Below are 19459 nucleotides of genomic sequence, written 5' to 3'. Positions count from 1 at the left end.
GCGGGGCCGGTTAGGCTTCCAGGCTCGCCTTGACCGCCAGGAGGCCGCCCATGGCAAATGTTGTCACATGGCCTACGAGGTCTTCAATGTCCTGAGGGACCGGACGGGTGGGGGTGAGACGGTCCTGAATGGGCTGGGTCAGCAGGTGGTCGAGCATGAGGGCCCATATGTTGGTACAGCTGAGGGCCAGAACGGTGTCCGGTGCCTTTGGGCCAAGCACTTCGGCCACAATGCGGCGCAGCACGTCCGTCAGCGGCTGGATTTGGCGGCGGATGAGAAAGTCGAGGTTGTGGCTCGGCTTGGCCATTTCGCGCAGAAAGATGGCCCAGCGCTGGGTGATGATTTCGTTGTGGCGCTCGTAGATTTCCCCGGCCAGTTCGCGCAGGAATATGCGCAGCCGCTCTTCGGGCGACAGCGACGAATCCTCTTCCGGCTCGCGTTCCTCCTTGGGGAAGACCTCTTCCAGCACGGCGGCGTACAGGGCGTCCTTGCCGCCGAAGTGGTAGTTGACCGCGGCCACGTTGGCGTTCGCCAAGCCGCAGATATCGCGGACCGTCGCCGCATCGAATCCCTTGTCCGCAAAGACCCGAATAGCTGCGGTCAGGAGTGCTTCTTTGGTATTGACGTCAGGCTTTCCGTTCATAATGATGGTCCGGGCGCAGCCGCGCCGTTTTTGTTTTAAACAAGCGTGTAGCACACTCGCCAACATGGCAACCTCCGTCAAGTTTTTTCTCGGCAGGCGGCGGGTGGATGCGCGGGACAAGGAGCAAACCGTGGAAGTAAAACTCGCTGAAACCGCCGGGTTCTGCATGGGCGTGGATATGGCTCTCAAACGGCTGGACAAGCTGGTGGCTGAGGCGGCCGGCCGGCCTCTCTTCATCCTGGGGCCGATTATTCACAACCCGCAGGTGCTGGAGAGCTATGCCGCAAAGGGCGTGACTACCGTGGAGAGGCCGGACGAGGTGCCGGACGGTGCCTGCGTGGTCATCCGGGCCCACGGTATCCCCCGGCAGGTGGAGGAAGACCTCGTATCCCGCAACGTGATCGTCAAGGACGCCACCTGTCCCCGGGTCAAGAAGGCCCAGCTGCTTATCGCCCGGCACACGGCCGACCGCAGTGTTCTGCTGCTCTACGGCGAGGCGGATCATCCCGAGGTCAAGGGGTTGGTCAGCTATGCCGGGGACGGACATTTCGTCTTCGATTCCCCGGAAGAACTGGCCGCTTATGGTTTTGAGCCGGGCAAATCCTATGTCCTGGCAGCCCAGACGACCCAGGACAGGGCTGTTTTCGAAAAACTGGCCGAGCGGTTTGAGAATGATGACACTTTGGACGTCACCATATTGCGAACGATCTGCGACGCCACGCGGCTTCGGCAGAAGGAAGCCAGCGAACTGGCCGCCGAGGTGGATTCCATGGTCGTTGTGGGTGGCTACAACAGCGGCAATACCCGCCGTCTTGTCCAGGTCGTTGCCGAACGAGGAACACCCTGTGTCCATGTGGAGACCGCATCCGAACTCGACACCGCGCAGTTTTCCGGTTGCAGGCGGGTGGGAGTCACGGCAGGGGCCTCCACTCCCCATCACCTGATACATGAAGTGATCGAGCTCTTGGCCGGGCTGTAGTTTCTCGTTTTTCCCGAACAAAAGGACGGGGCCAGGGTGGTCCGGTTTTGGATCGGTGCTCCCGGAAGCATCCCTGGCCCCTTGCAGGACGTCCGCTCCTGTCGTTGTTAGCCGCCTGGAGGTGTCATGCCGGGCCCGGACAGTGGAGGGCGTCGGTCCGGCTTTCAAGCGGCCTTGCCTGGCCTGGTGACGACATGGCGGACAGCAACCGTGATGAGGAGTGCCGGTTGACTAGGTACCATTTATAGCTACCCTACCATATTTTTGTGCCCAAGACATTATAATATGTGTTGGCCGAGGCCCCCGAGGCGGGAGATTCCGGTGCAGGAACCGGGGGAAATGCGCCCGGGGTTGCCTGCATCCCCGGAGGTGCTTATGGTACTCGGACCACCAAGCAAACCCCAGGAGGTTACAGTGGATATCAATAAGGTCATCGCCGAACTCAAGAGCGAATCCGGTTTTGCCGACAACGTGGGTATGATTCTCGTACACAACGGGGTCGTGCGCGGTTGGTCCAGGGCCGATCATTCGCAAGTTACCGATATCGAGATTCAGAGTGATCCTGAGAAGATAGAGGAGATCAGAAAGGAAATCGAAGCCCGCGAAGGCATCTACCGGGCCGTGGCCCACGCCAACTCCGGCCGGATGAAGCCCGGGGACGACGTCCTGCTGCTCGTCGTTGCCGGAGATATCCGCGAGAACGTCAAACCCGCGCTGGCCGACTTCCTTGACAGGGTCAAGTCCGAGGCCGTGAGCAAGCGCGAAATTCTGGCCTGATAGCTATGCGTTCCATTCTGGAGGACAGCCACGGTCGCAAGGCCAGCTACATGCGCGTCAGCGTCACCGACCGTTGCAACCTGCGCTGCGTCTACTGTGCGGGCGCGGGAGATTTCATCCCACACCCGAATATCCTGCGCTACGAGGAGATTCTCGAACTCATGGATATGGCGCAGCGGATGTCCATAGAAAAAATCCGGTTCACCGGCGGCGAACCGTTTGTGCGCAAGGGGTTTGGCGACTTTCTGGTCAAGGCGGCAGGCCGGTTCCCGGATCTGGAACTGTGCGTCACCACCAATGCCACGCTGCTTGGCGATCAGGTGGAGCGACTGGCCGCTGCCGGAGTGCGGCGTATCAATATCTCCCTGGACACCATGGACCCGGAAAAGTTCGCCCGCATCACCGGGCGTGATCTTTTTTCCCGCGTCCGGGAGAGCATCGACCGCTGCCTGGCGACGGATGTCTGCCTCAAAGTGAACGCCGTGGCCATGAAGGGCGTCAACGATGACGAGGTGAGCGCTTTTGTGGAACTGGCCCGGACCCATCCCATGGATGTGCGGTTCATCGAGTTCATGCCCGTGGGGCTGGAAAACGGCTGGAAGGACAGCGCGGTCTGGAAGGCCGATGATATCCTGAAGCAGGTCGGCCAGTTCGCGGACATCACCCCGGTGGATACCACCTGCATCCGCACGCGCGGTCCGGCCCGCATGTACGCCATTGAGGGCGGCCTCGGCCGCATCGGTGTCATCTCCGCCTATTCCAACCATTTTTGCGATACCTGCAACCGACTTCGGCTGACATCGGACGGCAAGCTCAGGACATGCCTGTTTTCCGACAAGGTCTACCGGCTGCGTCCGGCCCTGCGCCATCCCAAGCTCGGCATCGAAGCCGTGGAGCGCATCATCCGCAAGGCGGGGCGGCACAAGCCCATAGGGCATGAACTGCTGGAACGCACGCCCAAGGATCACGGCGTTTGCCGAACCCGCATGGCTTCCATCGGCGGCTGATGGATACCGGCCGCCATTTTCAATCCGATACTAAAACGGCCCTGCGCAGTTGCTGCGCAGGGCCGTTTCTCGTTTGTGTGGTCGGTCAATTACTTGATGCCCAGGTCCGCCCGGTGCAGGGGCACGCCGGTCTTGCCCCGGCGGTCCTTCTTGCGGTCCAGCAGGAAGACGCGTTCCGTCAGTTCCGGAGCCTTGTCGATGATGTATCCCTTCACCGCCTTGGCCCGGGCCACGGAGAGTTCCTCCAGATCCGCGTCGGTGACGTGAATGCGGTCCATGATGAACTTCTCCATGACATCGATGGGCTGCTCGTCCACCACGAAGAGGGTGGTGGGCCGCACGTCTTCGGGATCGTCCTCCTCCTTGTAGGCGTCAAAGAGGTATTCCTTGTACTCGTCCGGTAGCACCCGCACCTGATCCACTGTGGTGGCGGCCCGTTCCTTGCGGGACAGGTCGTCGTACTTCTGCTGGCGAATCTTGTGCTCGAATATCGCCTTCATCAATCCCTTGCGGTCCGTGTCGGGATCAACGACGCCGTCAACTTCCAGCTTGAGCTTGGTTCGTTCGGTCAGCGCCTTGATGATGGTGTCCAGCTTGCTTTTCGCCTGTATGCCCAGCGTGCTGTACCCGGGGTCGAAGACAACGAAGTCCATGTTGCCGCCGCTGCCCCCGCCGAAGATGGAACCGATAAGCGAGAACGGTGATGTCAGCGCCTTGAAGAACAGATTGATGATCGCTTTGAAGACGATGGGGCCGATGCGGAAATCCGGGTCGTCCAGACGCCCCCTGATCGGCAGGTTGATCTGTATGTCGCCTTTGCTGTCCTGCAGGAGGGAGAGGCCGAACTGAACCGGGACATTGGGCGCGTTGGGGCGCTTGTCCTTGGACCCCAGCACCAGTTGTTCCACAAAGAACTTGTTTTCTGCGGTCAGTTCCCATGCGTCGGTCTTGAACTTGACGTCGGCGTAGAGACGGCCCTTTTCCACCGGGTAGGCGAGGTAGGCCAGCGTGTACGGCGTCAGGGGAACCATCTCCATGCCGCTGACCGAAATTGCCAGATTGAAATGGGGCGGCGAGATCAGTGGGTTGCAGGTGCCGATGATCGTGATGGGCGTCGGCCCGAACTTGCCCTTGAAGTCAAACTTGGGTCGGGCGTTCTCCGCGCGATGCAGATCCGTGGCCGACAACTGCATTTCGGAGAGAGTCGAGGTGTATGCCGGTTTGACGCTGGCGTCATGGAATCGGACCTTACCATCTGTCATGGTCACTCTGCCTATGGAAATGGTATCCTCTTCGGGCTGTTCGGCCTGATCCTTCTTTTGTGTGTCTCCCTTTGCAGCTTCCGGTGCGGGGCTGGCCGCGGGCTGGGCGTTCTCTTCCGCTTTGGCCTCGGCGGCCAATTGCTCGGGCGACTGTTGTTCCCCCTGCGGAATGCGCAATGCGTAGCGGAAGTTGGATTCGCCTTTTTCATTGATCTCGATGGAGATGCTCGGGTCGCGCAGACTGACGGTTCCGAGGCGCAGGCGATAGGGCTCGCCGGTTAATCGGATATCTTTGACCTCCAACAGGTTCAACCCGGCGAATTCGCCGGAACCACGGTTGTCCCGCAGTTGGACGTTGGTCAGGGAGACTTGCCCCGTCACCCGGGTGCTTTCCTTTGCGTTCGCCGCGTATTCATAGGCGAGGTCGGCATTCATTGCGCCATTTGCAAAGAGCAGTTCCGAGAACTCGCCCAGATAGCCGTCCAGCGGCCGGAGCCCCAGGGCGTTCACCTTCAGGGTTCCGTTCACCTTGAGCGGATCGAGGAGCGCCTTGCCTTTTGCCTCCAGTCCGCCGTTTTTCCCCCACCGTGCGTTCAGGCGGAAGGGCATGGTGGCCCCGGACCGGGTGGTAATGTCGTCCATGTCCAACGCAAGGTCGTGGACCGACAGCGTGGTCGGATTGGCTATGGCCAGATCACGGAAGGCCACGGAACCATCGGTAACGCGCACCATCTCAATGTTGGCCGTCCAGCCCGAAGCCTCTTCCTCCTTTGGCTTTTCCGCACTGTCTTCCTTGTTCTCCAGAGCCACGGCTTCGGCTGCGGGTGCCTCGGCATTGTTCGCAAAGACCTGTGCCAGATCGATGTCGCCGGATTTTTCCCGGACAAGTTTTACGTCCGGCTTGCTGAGCCGTACTTCCCGGATCGTCAGGTCCTGTCCTTTGAGGTCCAGCGTGGTGCCGGATACGGCCAGTTCGGCCAGGGAGAGGGAGGGCTCCTTCGCGTCCGGCTTGCGCAGGGCGAGGTTGGTCAGCGATGCCGTGCCCGCCACCACATCGACGTCCGTGGCCCCGGCTTCGGGCCGCAGGACAACGGTCACGGAGAAGTTGGCGTTGCCGGAATCCAGCTCCATGGGCAGGGCTTCGGCATAGTAGGGCTTGAGCATGGGCAGGCTGATATTCTTGCCGGTAAGGGTGGCATTGCCATCCAGGGACGGCGCAAGGGCGAGTGAACCCGTGATGCCGAACTGCTCCTGCTTGCCCAATGTCCCCTTGAAGGCGCTCACTTCGCCATCACGGGTGGAGATGTGCTCGCAATTGACGGTAAGGCCTTTGAAAACCCGTTTGAATCCCCCTGCTACGGCTCGGTCCTGCCAGTCCAGGTCCCCGTTCGCCATGGTCAGGTTCTGGATGTCCATGGTGAAGTCTCCGCCTGTCCCGGGATCGTTTGTCCGGGTCGCGTTTTCCGCCGCGGAAGGTTCCTCCTTTGGGGCTGGAAAGTAGGCGGCCCAGTTGATTTCGTCGCCGACAGTGCGGATCAGTTTGCAGTAGGGATGCTCCAGGCTCACATTTTTGATGGAGAGGTGGTTGTCTCCCAAGGAGTATTCGTTCATCTGGAACGAGACCTTGTCCAGGGAGAGGACAGTCCCTTCCTTGCTGTCTTTGAGCTTGAGGTCGGCCAATGAGCCGCCCCCGCCCAGGAGAAGGTTGAGGCGCTGGGCGTCCGGCCGTTCGAAGAAAAGGGAAATGTCCGAGGTGAACCGGCCGCTCTCAAGAATGAGCGGCGTCTCTATGGGCAGATAGGCCCAGTACTGGTGCAGGTCCACGTTGACCGCGCCGAGTTTGAATTCGGTTCGCAGGGTGTTGTCGAAGGGCAGGGTGCGCCCGGTGATTTCTATGGGGTCGCCGTTGACCTCGGCCGTGAACTTGGGCTGGGTGTATTCCTTGCGCAGGCTGGAGAAGCTGGAGGTGAAGGGCACCACCAGATTCATGGAAGATATGACGTGTCGTTTCTCATGCGGCCGGTCGTCAAAGACGATGGTGGCGTTGCTCATCTCGAACCCATACAGGGCAAAGGGAAATACCGCAGTGCTTTCCTCCTTCTTTTCCGGCGACTTCTTGGTTTCATCCCGTGCGCCGATGAGGTCAGAGAAGGAATATTTGCCGTTGCCGAAGAAGGTGATGTCCAGGCTGGGATTGACCAGCTTGAGTTCGGTGATGACGGGCGCCAGCCGCCAGATGGAGGAGAGCCCGGCTGTCGCTTCTATCTTGTCCACGGACAAGATATTGCCCTCGCCCTGGCGTTTTGCCACGGCGATGCCGTCCGCTTCCAGCCGCAGTGTCAAGGGGTTGAAGGCCACGCGTTCCACGGTGCCCTTGCGGTTCAGCGCGGACTGGCACTGGTCCGTTATGACGGTTTTGAGCACCGGGGGCACGACCAGAAAACCGACCAGCACGTAGACGATGAAGATGGAGAGCAGCCAGAAGAGAATACGCCGGATGAGCGGCGTTCCGTAAGAAATTTTGTCGAGAAAGGCCAACATGCGCAACCTCGTCGGTTATGGGGTTCGACGTAATGCAATCGTAGAGCATTTTTACGCGATTCGCCAGTTATGATATATGGTGATTGTATGTAGATGCCTCAATATGGGGATTGTGGCTGTCGTCTTCTTCAGCCGTAGCGGCGCACAGGAACCTGTGGGAACCCTTTGCATTTCATTTTGGTGGATGGTATATTTATAAAAGGATAGACGCGTGTCCGTGAGGGATGCGTCCACGCTGCGGCGGGGCGCATGGATGCCGCAAGCCCGGGAGAATGCCGTGTCGGACGCCCCGTATTATCAGGGTCTTGCCAAAAGCATGATGTTCACCATCGCGCTGGTCTCACTGGCGCCTCTGTTGGGTTACGCCCTGCTTTCCGGATATCAGTACACCACCGCCTACAAGGAAAAGGTCGAGGCCCACCTGCGCGAGCTGGTGCTCAAACATGACCAGTCCGTGGATACCTACCTGCGCGAGAAAGTCGCCGAGGTCCAGGTGCTGGGCGAGGTGGTTGGCGGTGACCGGCTCAAGGCCGAGGCTGAGATAACCTCCCTGCACAACGCCCTGGTACGCAGCCACGGTTCCGACTTTGTGGACCTGGGCATCGTCAATGCCGACGGCGTTCAGGTGGCCTATGCCGGGCCATACCCCCTGCAGGGCGCGGACTATTCCGATGCCGAGTGGTTCCAGGCGGTCAAGCGCCGCCGCGTCTATGTCTCAGACGTCATCTTCGGCCTGCGCGGCGTTCCCCATTTCATCATTGCCCTGCTGGTGGACGTGGGCGACGAGCAGTGGGTGCTCAAGGCCACTCTGGATTTCATGGCCATCAACGATCTTGTCGAGGATATCCGCATCGGCGAGACCGGACTGGCATTCATTACCAATCAGTCGGGGCAATTCCAGACCACCCCCCGCCGGGACATGACCGGCGAGGTCCCTCTGTTGCAGACCATTCTTTCCCGCCGGGGAGACGACTCGCTGCTTGGGCGGGGAAGGGCGGGTATCTCCATCGTCGATGATCCGGTCTCCGGACGCAACGTGCTTTTTGTCACCAGCCCGCTCAAGGATGGGGACTGGTACATGGTCTATCAGCAGGACACTGCCGACGCCTTTGCCGCTCTCTACCGCATCCGCAACGTGGGGCTCTCCATACTTCTGCTCGGAACCGTCTGCATTCTGGTTATGGCCTACCTCCTCTCCCGGCGCATGGCGCGCAAGGTGGAGGAGGCGGACAAGGAAAAGGAGATGATGAACGACCAGGTGGTGGAGGCGGGCAAGCTGGCCAGTGTGGGCGAGCTGGCAGCGGGCATTGCCCACGAGATCAACAATCCGGTGGCCATCATGGTCGAGGAGGCCGGGTGGATTCAGGATCTTCTGGAAGAGGGGCTGGAGGCTGACGATAACGAGCGGGAAGTGCAGCGCGCCCTGACCCAGATACGCGACCAGGGCGTCCGCTGCCGCGAGATCACCCACAAACTGCTCAGTTTTGCGCGCAAGATAGACCCCACGGTGGAGATGCTGTGCGTCAATGATCTGATTCGCGAGATGGCCCGGTTCAGCGAACAGCGGGCCAAGTACGGCAACGTGCGGATCGAGACCAGCCTGGAGGACGGCGTGCCCCAGGTGGAGGCGAGCGAATCCGAGATGCAGCAGGTGCTCCTCAACCTCATCAACAACGCCATCGATGCCATGGATCAGGGCGGGGGCGAACTGGACATCATGAGTCGCGTTGAAGGCGACGATGTGATCATTTCCATATCCGATACCGGATGCGGCATCCCCAGGGCGAACCTGCAACGTATTTTCGATCCATTCTTCACCACCAAGCCCGTGGGCAAGGGGACCGGACTCGGCCTGTCCATCATCTACGGCATCATCAACAAGATGGGCGGTGAAATTTCGGTGCGCTCCGTGGTGGACAAGGGAACGGTCTTTACCATCCGCCTGCCCGCTGCCGGGGAAGGTATGCGCTGCACGGCCGTGGACGGATTGACCGAGGGAGAAAAACCTGTGGATACGGGAGGTTGATATGCCTGCTAGCATTCTGCTCGTAGACGATGAAAAGGGGTTTGTGGACACCATGGCCAAGCGGCTCGGCAAGCGCGGTCTCACGGTGGCCACGGCCGATAGCGGACAGGCCGGACTGGCTGTTCTCGACGGGCCCGGCAACGTGGACGTGGTCATACTGGACGTGAAGATGCCCGGCATGGACGGCATCGAGACACTGAAGACCATAAAGGCGGCGTATCCTCTGGTGGAAGTGATCATGCTCACCGGCCACGCCACGGTGGAAAACGCGATTGAGGGCATGAAGCTCGGAGCATACGACTACATGATGAAGCCGTGCGAAATGGACGAGTTGCTTGCCAAGGTGGAGGAGGCCTACCAGAAGAAGCAGGCCCAGGAAACGCGTATTCTTGAGGCGCGTGCCCGGCATATCGAACTCAGGCGGGGGGACTAGAACCCATGCCCGAAGCTCCCTTGCGCCTCTTGCTGGTGGATGACGAGACCGGCTTTCTCGACGTTTTGGGCAAACGGCTCGCCAAGCGCGGTTTTCAGGTCGCCACGGCTCCCGGCGGGGCCGAGGCCATCCGCATTTTGCGTGATCGGGACTTTGACGTGGCCGTGCTCGATCTCAAGCTGGGCGACATGGACGGCATTGAGGTCCTTGACGTTTTCAAGAAAATGGTGCCGGAATTGCCGGTAATCATGCTGACGGGACACGGCTCCGAGCAGGCTGCACGGGACGGCCTTGGGCACGGGGCCTTCGACTACCTGCTCAAGCCCTGCGATCTGGATGCCCTGCTGGCCAAGATTCGGGAGGCCGTGGGCCGGGAGGAAACGGAATGAGTGGAACTGTGCATGTATTGCTGGTGGATGATGAGACGGATTTTACCGCCACCCTGGCGCGGAGGCTCTCCCGCCGGGGAATGGCCGTGGAAACGGCGGACAGCGGTGAGGCCGGGCTGGAGAAGTTGGAGCATTTCGCGGCCGATGTTGTGCTGCTTGACGTGCGTATGCCCGGCATGGACGGGTTGAGCGTGCTGCACCGCATCAAGGAGTCGGACCCGCTAATTGAAGTGGTTATGCTGACCGGACACGCCTCCATGGAGGTTGCCATTCGCGGCATGGAACTTGGGGCCTTCGACTACATGATGAAGCCGGTGGCCTTTGAGGAATTGTTGTACAAAGTGGAGGACGCGGCCGCTCGCAAGCGGTTGCAGGAAGGGCGCATCGAGGGCAGGCGCCGGGCTGAATAATGCTCCGGCCGGATTTTGATGTGCCTGACGGTGTTTTGAACCAAGGATGTTCGGCAAGCTGATGTTGAAGAATATGCTGGACGCCCTGCGGCGTCCGCTCAAGGATTTTTTCGGGGGGCATGAGCCGACCCGCGAGGAACGGGCCGAAATCCGCAAGGCTTTTTCCGCGCGGTACAATCATTTCCGTCTGCTCATCCAGGCCAACACCCGCGCGCACGATGCCATGGGCGAGCTGGAGGAGGCGCTTCGGGGCTTTCACCCTTACAGTATGCAGTATGTGCGCGCCCTGTGCACGCGCATATCCACCCTCATTTTTCAGATGATCCGCCATTTGGACAGTCTGCATCCCGAGACCTACACCCGGCTGTTCGAGGTGTTTCAGGATATCCAGGAGCGCATCCAGCCGCACATCGAGCCGGAGACCCCGCCGGATATCGGCCAGCCCTCGGTGCTGGACCTGCGCCAGGTGGGAAGGGGCGATGTGGAGACCTGCGGCCCAAAGGTTGCCATGCTGGGCGAGGCGGGAAACCGGCTCGGCCTGCGCATCCCTCAAGGGTTTGTAATCACCACGGCGGCCTATGCCCGCGTCATGCGCGCCGGGGATCTGGGCGAGGAGATCAACCGGTTGATCCAGATGACCAACTCGGATGATAGGGAGGGAATGTACCAGCTTTCCTCGCGCATCATGCAGCTCATTATGTCCTCGCCGCTGCCCGGAGAACTTGAGGCCGACATCCTGGCCGCCTACGACGCCCTGGCCGCGCGAATCGGCCACCAGCCCAAGCTGGCCGTGCGTTCCAGCGCATTGGGTGAGGATGTGGAAGGGGCGACTTTTGCCGGACAATATCGCTCCCTGCTCAACATTAGCCGCTCCGGACTGCTCGATGCCTACCGCGAGGTTCTGGCATCCAAGTATTCGATGCAGGCCATGGCCTATCGCATGAACCGGGGGCTGCGGGACGAGGATGTGGCCATGAGCGTGGGTTGCATGGTCATGGTTTCCGCCCTGGCCGGGGGCGTGGCCTACTCGCGCAGCCCGGTGAATATCCGGGACGATCGCGTCTCCATCCATGCGGTGTGGGGGTTGCCCCGCGCGGTGGTGGACGGCACGGCCGCCACCGATATCTTTGTGGTGGACCGGCACGAGCCCATGCAGCTGGTCGAACGGATCGTGGCAGACAAAAACGAGAAATACGTCTGCCATGAGGAAGAGGGCGTCTGCCGGGGCGATATGCTGGACGAGGAACGGACTACGCCGTCGCTTACCGACGAACAGGCGGTCAAGGTTGCCCGCCGGGCCGTGTCCATCGAGGAATATTTCGGCACCCCGCAGGATATCGAGTGGGCCGTCACGCCGGATGGTGCGTTCCACCTCTTGCAGTGCCGACCCTTGATGCTGGTGGGCAACGGTGAGGCTCCGGTGCATCGTCTCTCCGACCTGCCGGAGCCGCTGCTGGCCGGGGGGCGTACCGCCAGTCCCGGTGTCGGCGTGGGGCCTGTGCATGTGGTTCTCAAGAGCGCCGATGCCTTGACATTCCCGGACGGCGGAGTGCTCATCTTGCGTCAGGCCCGTCCCAGTCGGGCGGCCCTGCTGGACCGGTGCAGCGCCGTCATCTCCGAGCAGGGCGGCATTGCCGGGCATCTGGCCAATGTGGCCCGTGAGTTCGGTGTTCCGGCGTTGTTCGGTGTGGAGGGAGCGGTGCAGTCCGTGAAAAACGGCCAGATCGTCACCGTGGATGCCGACGGCCGGGCGTTTTACGCCGGGGCCGTGGAGGCGTTGCTCACGGAAAAGCCGAAGGAACGGATTATGCGCGGCAGTCCGGTGCAGGCGGCTCTGCGCAAGGCTGCGCGCCATATCGTGCGGCTCAACCTGACCGATCCCGATTCGCCCAGGTTCCGGCCTTCCGAATGCCGGACCCTGCACGACATCATGCGCTTTTGCCACGAGATGGCCGTGCGCGAGATGTTCGAGTATGGCACGCAGGACGATGTGGTCCAGTCCGCTTCGCGCCAGCTCATCTGCGACGTGCCCAAGCAATTTTGGGTGCTCAACCTTGACGATGGGTTCACCGAGGCCGGGGCTGCCCGTACGGATCGGTGCATCGGGCTGGAGGAAATCGATTCCTTCCCCCTGCGCAAGTTGTGGGCGGGGATGCACGCCGTGCCGTGGGAAGGTCCGCCGCCCGTGCATACGGGCGGCCTCATGTCCGTGATGTTCGAGGCGACCATGAACCCCAACCTCACAGTGGGCGGGGGCACCAAATACACCCAGAAGAATTACTTCATGGTTTCGAAGAACTATTGCAGCCTGCAATCGCGTTTCGGATTCCATTTCTGTGGGGTGGAATCTCTGGTGGGCGACCGCATCAGCGAGAATTATTGCAGTTTTCAGTTCAAGGGTGGGGCCGCCAATCTGGAGCGGCGCATCCGGCGCGCCCGGTTTGTTGGCGAATTCCTGGAGGGCTTCGACTTCCGGGCCAGGGTGCGGGAGGACAATCTCTTCGCCCGGGTGGAAGGCATGGACCGCAAGACCATGGGCCATCGGCTTCAGGTGGTGGGCTACCTCATTACCCATACCCGCCAGCTGGATATGATCATGTCCAGCAGTGCGGAGGTGGAAAAGCGGCGGCAGCAGTTCCTGGCCGACATAGCCAAGTTCGACAATCCCGCCTGATCTGCGCAGGTCTTGCCCCTGAGGGGCGGGCGAACCAGGACACGGTCCCGGCCCGTCCGCCAGGATGGGGTCCTAAAAGACCTTTTCCGGCGTATAGGGATGGGTTCCCTCAATGACGTCGATGCCCGCCTTTACCTGTATCTTGGTAATCACGTCGTCCACATAGGGACAGTGGTCCGACAGGCAGGGACCGACGTGAATCTTGGTGGGCAGTTCGCCAAGCGGCATGTTCCACAGCTTGAGCTGGGCAAGCCGCTGCACGATGCTGCTGCCGGGGCAGCCGCCGCAGCTCAGAATGCCGAGCAGTTCCGCTTCCATATCCTTGTACTGGGCGAACATGCCCTCCCGCCTGTTGAAGGCGACCATACATCGCGAACAGCCGATACACACGTCGTCCATGGTGTTTTTGCACCCGATGATGAGAATTTTTTCCATCCCGACCTCCACTATGTTGAGTGACGATTTTCCCACTGTATCCTTTCGATCATCTCGGTCAATTTTCATACCTCGGTAAGATGCAATGCGGCATATACATGCTTGCGGCTTGGGAGGAGGCCTCGGGGAGTCGGCAATGACCCGGGTGTGGAAATACTCGGTCAGCATTGTGACCGGGAGACACGACTCCGCCTGCCTGCGTAAAAATGGGCTTTTTTACGGGGAATTAGGGGCGAACAGGGCAATCTTCTTTACAATTTGTTTACATTCGGTTCGAATAAAAAATATGTCCGAAGCCGCTCTCCAATTAGACATTTCCTCGCTGTATCATAGCCCCAGGCTACGCGACGGGGTTGCCGTCATCCACTCCACCCCCATCACATTCATCCATGCCCCCATGGGATATGGAAAGACGGTCGCGGTGCGGGAATATCTGCGCGATAAGAATGTTTCGCCGATCTGGACATTTGTGCTGACACAGGACGGAAATGCTTTCTGGCAGGATTTTTGCCGGGTGTTGCGCGGAAGCCTTCCGGATATGGCGAAGGTTGCGGACTCGCTGGAGGATCTGGGATTTCCGGGAGATCCGGCGCGATTGGATGCGGCCCGGGGCATGTTTGCCCGTCTTTCATTTCCCCCGGAAACCGTTCTTGTCTTTGACGACGTCCATATCCTTGCGTCACCGGCTGCCGACAGGCTTTTTGAATTGTGCCTGCTCCTTGTCCGGCAGGGGGGATTGTTTCCTCCCATCGTGCTCATCTCCCGCCATGCGCCGGGAAAGATTTTCGCGGTCTCTATGCTCAAGGGAATGGCGGCGGAAATCGGTCCGGCATTTTTCGCCCTTACCGCTGAGGAAATACGCTCCTATTACGCCTGTTGCGGAGTTGTCTTGGACGACGCCGAAGCCGTGCGGCTGCATACTCTGACGGGCGGATGGATCAGTGCCCTTTATTTGTCTCTGCTGCACTACACCCGGCATGGAAGCCTCTCTTCCAGCGTGGAGCCCCATACCCTGCTGGCAGATCAGATTTTTGACCCGCTTCCGGCCAAGACCCGGACACTGTTGACGCGATTGGCTCCGCTTGAGCGGTTTCCCGTCACACTGGCAAAGCTTTTTTCGGATGATGCCGAAGCTGTTTTTTTAGAACTGCTGCGGCGTAACGCGTTCATCCAGTATGATCCGGCCACGGCGTGTTATGCCTTTCACGCCCTGTTCAGGACGTTTCTCAGAAAACGGTTTGACGAATTGTCCGCAGAAGACCGTCAGGATGTTTATCTGCGCAGTGCCGAATGGATGATCCGGCATGGCGAGATAGGCGGCGCCGTCAAAATGCTCGGCAATGTGGATGACTGCGCCAGGATGCTTGAGCTTTTGAACAGAATTGCGGACCGGATGCTGGTTACCGAGGGCAGGGATTTGCGGCTCGCCCTGTTTCGGGCCTGTCCTCCCGATCTGCTGGAGCAGTATCCCGGCGTCATGTTTCGGTATGCCATGGCCGCCCTCAGCGGCAAGGATGCGGCAACATTTACGGAGCTGCTCGGCCGTCTGCGTAACTACTGTGCCTCCCTGCCGGATGACAACGCGGAAGCCAACAGCTGGCGGGGTGAATTGGAATTGCTGAGCGCGTTCACCCGATACAACGACATCCTCGGAATGTCCGAGTGCCACACACGCGCCGCCGAATATTTTCGGAAGGCGAATACGCCGCAGAGTCGTTTTTTCGGCAAGGACCCCTGGACGTTGGGGTCGCCGTCCGTGCTGTACATGTTTCACCGCAAGAGCGGCGCTCTGGCGGAAGAATTGCAGCAGATGCAGGACTGCCTGCCGCTCTATCAACGCCTGACCGGAATGCACGGGGCCGGTGCCGAGGACCTCATGCTCGGCGAGGTTCGGTACAATGCCGGCGAGATCGATGCAGCGTCCATTGCCGCCTTCCGGGCCCTGGCCACGGCCCAGGGCAATGACCAGACAGGCATCGAGGTCAGTGCTTTGTTCCTGCTGGCCCGGCTGGATATATGGAACGGTGATTTCGACAAGGCATTGACCAGAATTGAAACAATGGCGGAGCGGGTGAAGGAAAAGCGCGCCTTTTCCCTGCTGCAGACGGTCGATCTTTGCAAGGCCTTTTTGTTTAACAACCTCAATCGGCCGGAGGGAATTCCGGAATGGCTGGTGAAAGGCGGGGAGGACAAACTCTACGCCTTTGCGGGCGGGGCGGCTTATATCGCGCTGGGCGGCTCTCTGCTGTTGGCCGGGGGGCACGCCGAGCTGGTGGCCCGGTTCAGCCTGCTGTTACAGGAGGGGCGATTCGGCAATAATCTCATGTTCGAGATTTACGCCAGGATATTCCTCGCCGCCGGCAATATGGGAATGGGAATGCTGGCCAAGGGGGACACCTCACTGCTGGCCGCGCTGGACCTCGCTTTGCCCGACAATCTGTTGATGCCGTTTGTAGGGCCATCGGTTTTTCTGCCCCAGCTGAAAAGTCTGAAAGACGATCCTACCTATGGCTATGGCGTCTCCCGTATCCTGCATCTGGCCTCAATGTTTGAGAAGAATCGTAACAAGATCATGTCCTGGCATTTTGCCGAGGGGAAAGTTCAGCTCACTCCCCGGGAGCGGAGTCTGGTTCGTCTGGCTCTGACAGGGATGCCATACAGGAAAATAGCCGAGGCCACAGGCTTGGCTCCGAATTCAATCAAGCGCTACTTCGCCACCCTGTATAAGAAACTCGGCATCAGCAACCAGGAGCAGTTGAAGCAATATTTCCAGTCGGAAGAGTCGGCGCGAGGCGTTGGCGGACCGTTGTTTTCGGTCCCCTTTTCCCCCTAGTCAGGCCCCGGCATCTTTTTGGCCGCTGGCCCGAAGAATGGTATCCCACAATTTTTCCAGGGCCACTGGTTTGGATAGGAACTCAAAGGCCCCGGCATCCCTCGCCCGCAGGGCTTCGTGCACTGAACCATGGCCTGTCAGGAGGATGATGGCCAGATCCGGCTGTTCGTGGCGCAACGCCTTGCACAGTTGCACGCCATCTACACCGGGCATGAGGAGGGCCAGCACGGCCACGTCCAAGGGGCGGGACCTGACCTGCTCCAGAGCCTCTCCTCCATCGAGTGCAGTGCAGACGGTCATGCCCCGTCTGACCAGTCGTTTTGCCAGAGCGTTTACAAAGCCGGGTTCGTCATCCACCAGCAGGATGTTCGTTGAAGCGTGCATATTGGTTTTTCTTACAATGCACATGCCACTTCCCCGTCTGCACCGATACTTTTTTTCTCAGTTCTCAATATTACTGCAATATATTGAATCAAAAGGATATGTATAGCAATTGATCCGTATTTCTCAGATGGATTCGTTGATTTTTTATTCTATACGGATTTGGTCGGGAAAAACGTTTGGTACAAAATGTACCGCATCGTTTGGCCCCACCTTATGTAGTTCCCAATAAAAGGGGGTTTGCCCTCTTGGCATAACATGGTACATTTTGTATCATTGGGACAAAATGTATCGTTTCTGGGTTAAAAATGGAAAAAACAGTGTGGATTCGCGGATGTTCCACTCGGGAAAATCAGGAATCAAGGAAAAGGTTGCGAGTATAAGATTAAATATTTCAGCTTAGTATGAATTCAGCTCTGTCAGGGTCCGGCGGGGCGGTTCAGGTGGAATGGCACACGCCTTGCCTAATGGGGTGCAATCACCCCGAGTGAGGGGGCGATGCCAAAAAGAGAGGAAGCGGCGTGCATCCAGATCAAAAGTCCACCTACGACAAGTTGTCCCGCAACATCGCGCTGGTCGTCATTACGGTGTCCATCGCGCCGCTTCTCCTTGTCGGCGGACTCATCTTCGATCAGTTCCGCTCCATCTATCGCGCCAAGACCTACTCCCATCTGGCCGAGGTGGTGGATAAGCACAAGGACACCATTGACTCCTTTCTGAATTCCAAGCTGCATGAGATACGCTACCTGGACCGGGCCTATACCAGTGAGCAGCTGACCGACAACGCCTTCCTCGCCAAGATTCTGCGCGGGATGCAGCAGGAATACGGCCGCATCTTCGTGGATCTGGGCGTCATAGACAGCTCCGGCAGACAGATTGCCTATGCCGGTCCCTTCGACCTGCTGGGCGCGGACTATTCCGAGGCGGAGTGGTATCTGGATACCCGGCATCGGGCCTCCTCCATCAGTGATGTGTTTCTCGGCCTCCGGCAATCCCCCCATTTCATCATCACCGTCAATAACGGCACGGGCGAACACAAGTGGACGCTTCGCGCCACCATCGATTTTCTCGCCTTCACCCATCTGGTGGAAAATATCCGAATCGGCGAGACCGGATCGGCATATATCCTTAATAGTAAGGGCGTGTTTCAGACTCGGCCCCAGGAGCAGACCGGGAGTCTCGTACTGACGCCGGTGAGCGTGGTTCCCTATCCCGCGCTCAAGGACGTGAGCATCGGGTTCTCCCGAGACGACAAGGGGGAGGAGTATCTGACCATATCCGCCCCCCTCAAGGGCGGCGACTGGAAGCTGGTCTACCGCCAGCGCGCCTCGGACGCCTTTTCGGCCATGACCCGGACGGAATACGTGACCCTGGCCATCTTCCTGCTCGGCGGTCTGGCCATCGTGATCATGGCCGTGCTCGTTTCGCGCAAGCTGGTGGTCCGCTTCCAGTCCATAGACCGGGAATCCGAGATGCTGACCAAGCAGATGGCCGAGACCGGCAAGCTCGCCGCCATCGGCGAGCTTGCGGCAGGCATCGCCCACGAGATCAACAACCCGGTGGCCATCATGATCGAGGAAGCCGGGTGGGTGCGCGACCTGATGGAGGACGAGGGGCGGGAACTGTCCTCCTACGGCGAGATAGAGCGCGCCCTGAATCAGGTGCGGACCCAGGGCCGCCGCTGCAAGGACATCACCCACAAGCTGCTCAGCTTTGCGCGCCAGACGGATTCGCTGACCGGCGACGTCTCCCTGCCCCAGCTTATTCGCGAGGTGGTGGACATTTCCATGCAGCAGGCGCGGTACGCCCAGGTGGATTTCAGCCTCGCCCTGGATGCGGACCTCCGTCCTGTCCACGCCTCGGTCACCGAACTCCATCAGGTTATTCTCAATCTGGTGAACAACGCCATCCAGGCCATGGAGCCGCACGGCGGCACCCTCTCCATCGCCTGCCGCGAGGAAGACGGCAGGGCCGTGGTGGAGGTCGGGGATACCGGCCCGGGCATTCCGGCCGCCAATCTGCCCAAGATTTTCGATCCCTTCTTCACGACCAAGCCGGTGGGCAAGGGGAGTGGGCTGGGACTGTCCATCTGTTTTGGCATTATCCACCAGCTTGGTGGTGAAATCGATGTGGAAAGCGCGGTGGGAAAGGGAACACGGTTCTTTATCCGGTTGCCTTTCCCGCCCACCGCCCCGGGTGGGGAAAACCTAAAGGAGAACGACCATGACTGATGCCCACGTGTTGATCGTGGACGATGAGGCGGGTTTCGTCGAAACCATGGCCAAGCGTCTTTCCAAGCGGAACATGAGTGTCTTCAAGGCGTATGACGGGCAGGAGGCCTTGGCGCGCCTGAACGAACATCCCGAAATCCAGGTCGTGATTCTGGACATGAAGATGCCCGGCAAGGATGGCTTGGTCGTTCTGCAGGACATCAAGGAAGCGCGTCCGCTGGTGGAGGTAATCATGCTTACCGGACACGCCACGGTGCCCACGGCCGTGGAGGGTATTCAGCAGGGAGCCTACGACTACCTGATGAAGCCCTGCGATTTCAGCCTGCTGGTGAACAAGATCATGGAAGCCGTCCAGCTCAAGGCGGAGCACGAGGAAGAGGCGATCATGGAGCGTGTGGGCGACATTGCCCAGCGCATGGCCTAGGGCGGGAGTTCCGG

The 19459-nt window shown here is 59.7% G+C and carries 15 protein-coding genes; 11 read left to right on the top strand and 4 right to left on the bottom strand.

Annotated features, from left to right (window positions below; all coding sequences use genetic code 11):
- Positions 1-10: 10 nt before the first annotated feature.
- The gene (locus ACI0FG_RS12295; RefSeq protein ID WP_419785294.1) at positions 11-643 is read right to left on the bottom strand and encodes a TetR/AcrR family transcriptional regulator; all 633 of its coding nucleotides are present in this window, start codon (positions 641-643) and stop codon (positions 11-13) included.
- Positions 644-773: 130 nt separating this feature from the next.
- Here ACI0FG_RS12295 and ispH point away from each other — a divergent pair, with 130 nt between their 5' ends.
- The 3 genes from ispH (at position 774) to moaA (ending at position 3406) form a co-directional block, all read left to right on the top strand.
- Complete coding sequence (ispH, locus tag ACI0FG_RS12290) at positions 774-1622, top strand: 4-hydroxy-3-methylbut-2-enyl diphosphate reductase (protein WP_419788390.1); 849 nt, start codon at positions 774-776, stop codon at positions 1620-1622.
- 414 nt (positions 1623-2036) lie between these two features.
- A complete protein-coding gene (locus tag ACI0FG_RS12285) occupies positions 2037-2399 on the top strand; it encodes a molybdenum cofactor biosynthesis protein MoaE (protein ID WP_419785293.1) in 363 nt (120 codons plus the stop codon).
- Positions 2400-2404: 5 nt separating this feature from the next.
- On the top strand, positions 2405-3406 hold the full coding sequence (moaA, locus tag ACI0FG_RS12280) for a GTP 3',8-cyclase MoaA (protein ID WP_419785292.1): 1002 nt from the start codon (positions 2405-2407) through the stop codon (positions 3404-3406).
- A gap of 89 nt (positions 3407-3495) precedes the next feature.
- On the opposite strand, the gene ACI0FG_RS12275 is transcribed toward moaA, so the two are convergent.
- Positions 3496-7209 carry a DUF748 domain-containing protein gene (locus ACI0FG_RS12275; protein ID WP_419785291.1) on the bottom strand — a complete coding sequence of 1238 codons (3714 nt, stop codon included), beginning with the start codon at positions 7207-7209 and terminating at the stop codon, positions 3496-3498.
- Positions 7210-7420: 211 nt separating this feature from the next.
- Between ACI0FG_RS12275 and ACI0FG_RS12270 the strand changes: the two genes are divergently transcribed.
- The 5 genes from ACI0FG_RS12270 to ACI0FG_RS12250 all read left to right on the top strand — a co-directional run bounded on the left by ACI0FG_RS12270 (position 7421) and on the right by ACI0FG_RS12250 (position 13141).
- Complete coding sequence (locus ACI0FG_RS12270) at positions 7421-9235, top strand: sensor histidine kinase (protein ID WP_419785290.1); 1815 nt, start codon at positions 7421-7423, stop codon at positions 9233-9235.
- A gap of 1 nt (position 9236) precedes the next feature.
- The gene (locus ACI0FG_RS12265; protein ID WP_419785289.1) at positions 9237-9668 is read left to right on the top strand and encodes a response regulator; all 432 of its coding nucleotides are present in this window, start codon (positions 9237-9239) and stop codon (positions 9666-9668) included.
- 5 nt (positions 9669-9673) lie between these two features.
- The gene (locus ACI0FG_RS12260; RefSeq protein WP_419785288.1) at positions 9674-10057 is read left to right on the top strand and encodes a response regulator; all 384 of its coding nucleotides are present in this window, start codon (positions 9674-9676) and stop codon (positions 10055-10057) included.
- Positions 10054-10467, top strand: coding sequence for a response regulator (locus ACI0FG_RS12255; RefSeq protein WP_419785287.1), 414 nt, complete (start codon positions 10054-10056; stop codon positions 10465-10467). Before ACI0FG_RS12260 ends, ACI0FG_RS12255 begins: the two co-directional genes overlap by 4 nt.
- A 61-nt stretch (positions 10468-10528) precedes the next feature.
- Complete coding sequence (locus ACI0FG_RS12250) at positions 10529-13141, top strand: PEP/pyruvate-binding domain-containing protein (protein ID WP_419785286.1); 2613 nt, start codon at positions 10529-10531, stop codon at positions 13139-13141.
- A 72-nt stretch (positions 13142-13213) separates the two neighbouring features.
- Here the strand turns inward: ACI0FG_RS12250 and ACI0FG_RS12245 are convergent, their stop codons facing one another.
- Complete coding sequence (locus tag ACI0FG_RS12245; protein WP_419785285.1) at positions 13214-13576, bottom strand: CGGC domain-containing protein; 363 nt, start codon at positions 13574-13576, stop codon at positions 13214-13216.
- 286 nt (positions 13577-13862) lie between these two features.
- On the opposite strand from ACI0FG_RS12245, the gene ACI0FG_RS12240 reads away from it, so the two are divergent.
- Complete coding sequence (locus ACI0FG_RS12240; protein ID WP_419785284.1) at positions 13863-16409, top strand: LuxR C-terminal-related transcriptional regulator; 2547 nt, start codon at positions 13863-13865, stop codon at positions 16407-16409.
- Here the strand turns inward: ACI0FG_RS12240 and ACI0FG_RS12235 are convergent, their stop codons facing one another.
- A complete protein-coding gene (locus tag ACI0FG_RS12235) occupies positions 16410-16793 on the bottom strand; it encodes a response regulator (protein WP_419785283.1) in 384 nt (127 codons plus the stop codon).
- Positions 16794-17311: 518 nt separating this feature from the next.
- Here ACI0FG_RS12235 and ACI0FG_RS12230 point away from each other — a divergent pair.
- Together ACI0FG_RS12230 and ACI0FG_RS12225 are read left to right on the top strand one after the other, a co-directional pair.
- Positions 17312-19021, top strand: coding sequence for a sensor histidine kinase (locus ACI0FG_RS12230; protein ID WP_419785282.1), 1710 nt, complete (start codon positions 17312-17314; stop codon positions 19019-19021).
- Positions 19014-19445 (top strand): response regulator, encoded by a 432-nt coding sequence (locus tag ACI0FG_RS12225; protein ID WP_419785281.1) that lies wholly within the window; start codon positions 19014-19016, stop codon positions 19443-19445. Before ACI0FG_RS12230 ends, ACI0FG_RS12225 begins: the two co-directional genes overlap by 8 nt.
- The last annotated feature ends 14 nt before the right edge of the window (positions 19446-19459 follow it).

It is taken from the genome of Pseudodesulfovibrio sp. 7M6, assembly GCF_050058625.1.
In the GTDB taxonomy this organism is placed as follows: Bacteria; Desulfobacterota; Desulfovibrionia; order Desulfovibrionales; family Desulfovibrionaceae; genus Pseudodesulfovibrio; species Pseudodesulfovibrio salinus.
The sequence above is the reverse complement of the archived record's forward strand: the minus strand, read 5'-3'. Positions and strand labels throughout refer to the sequence as shown.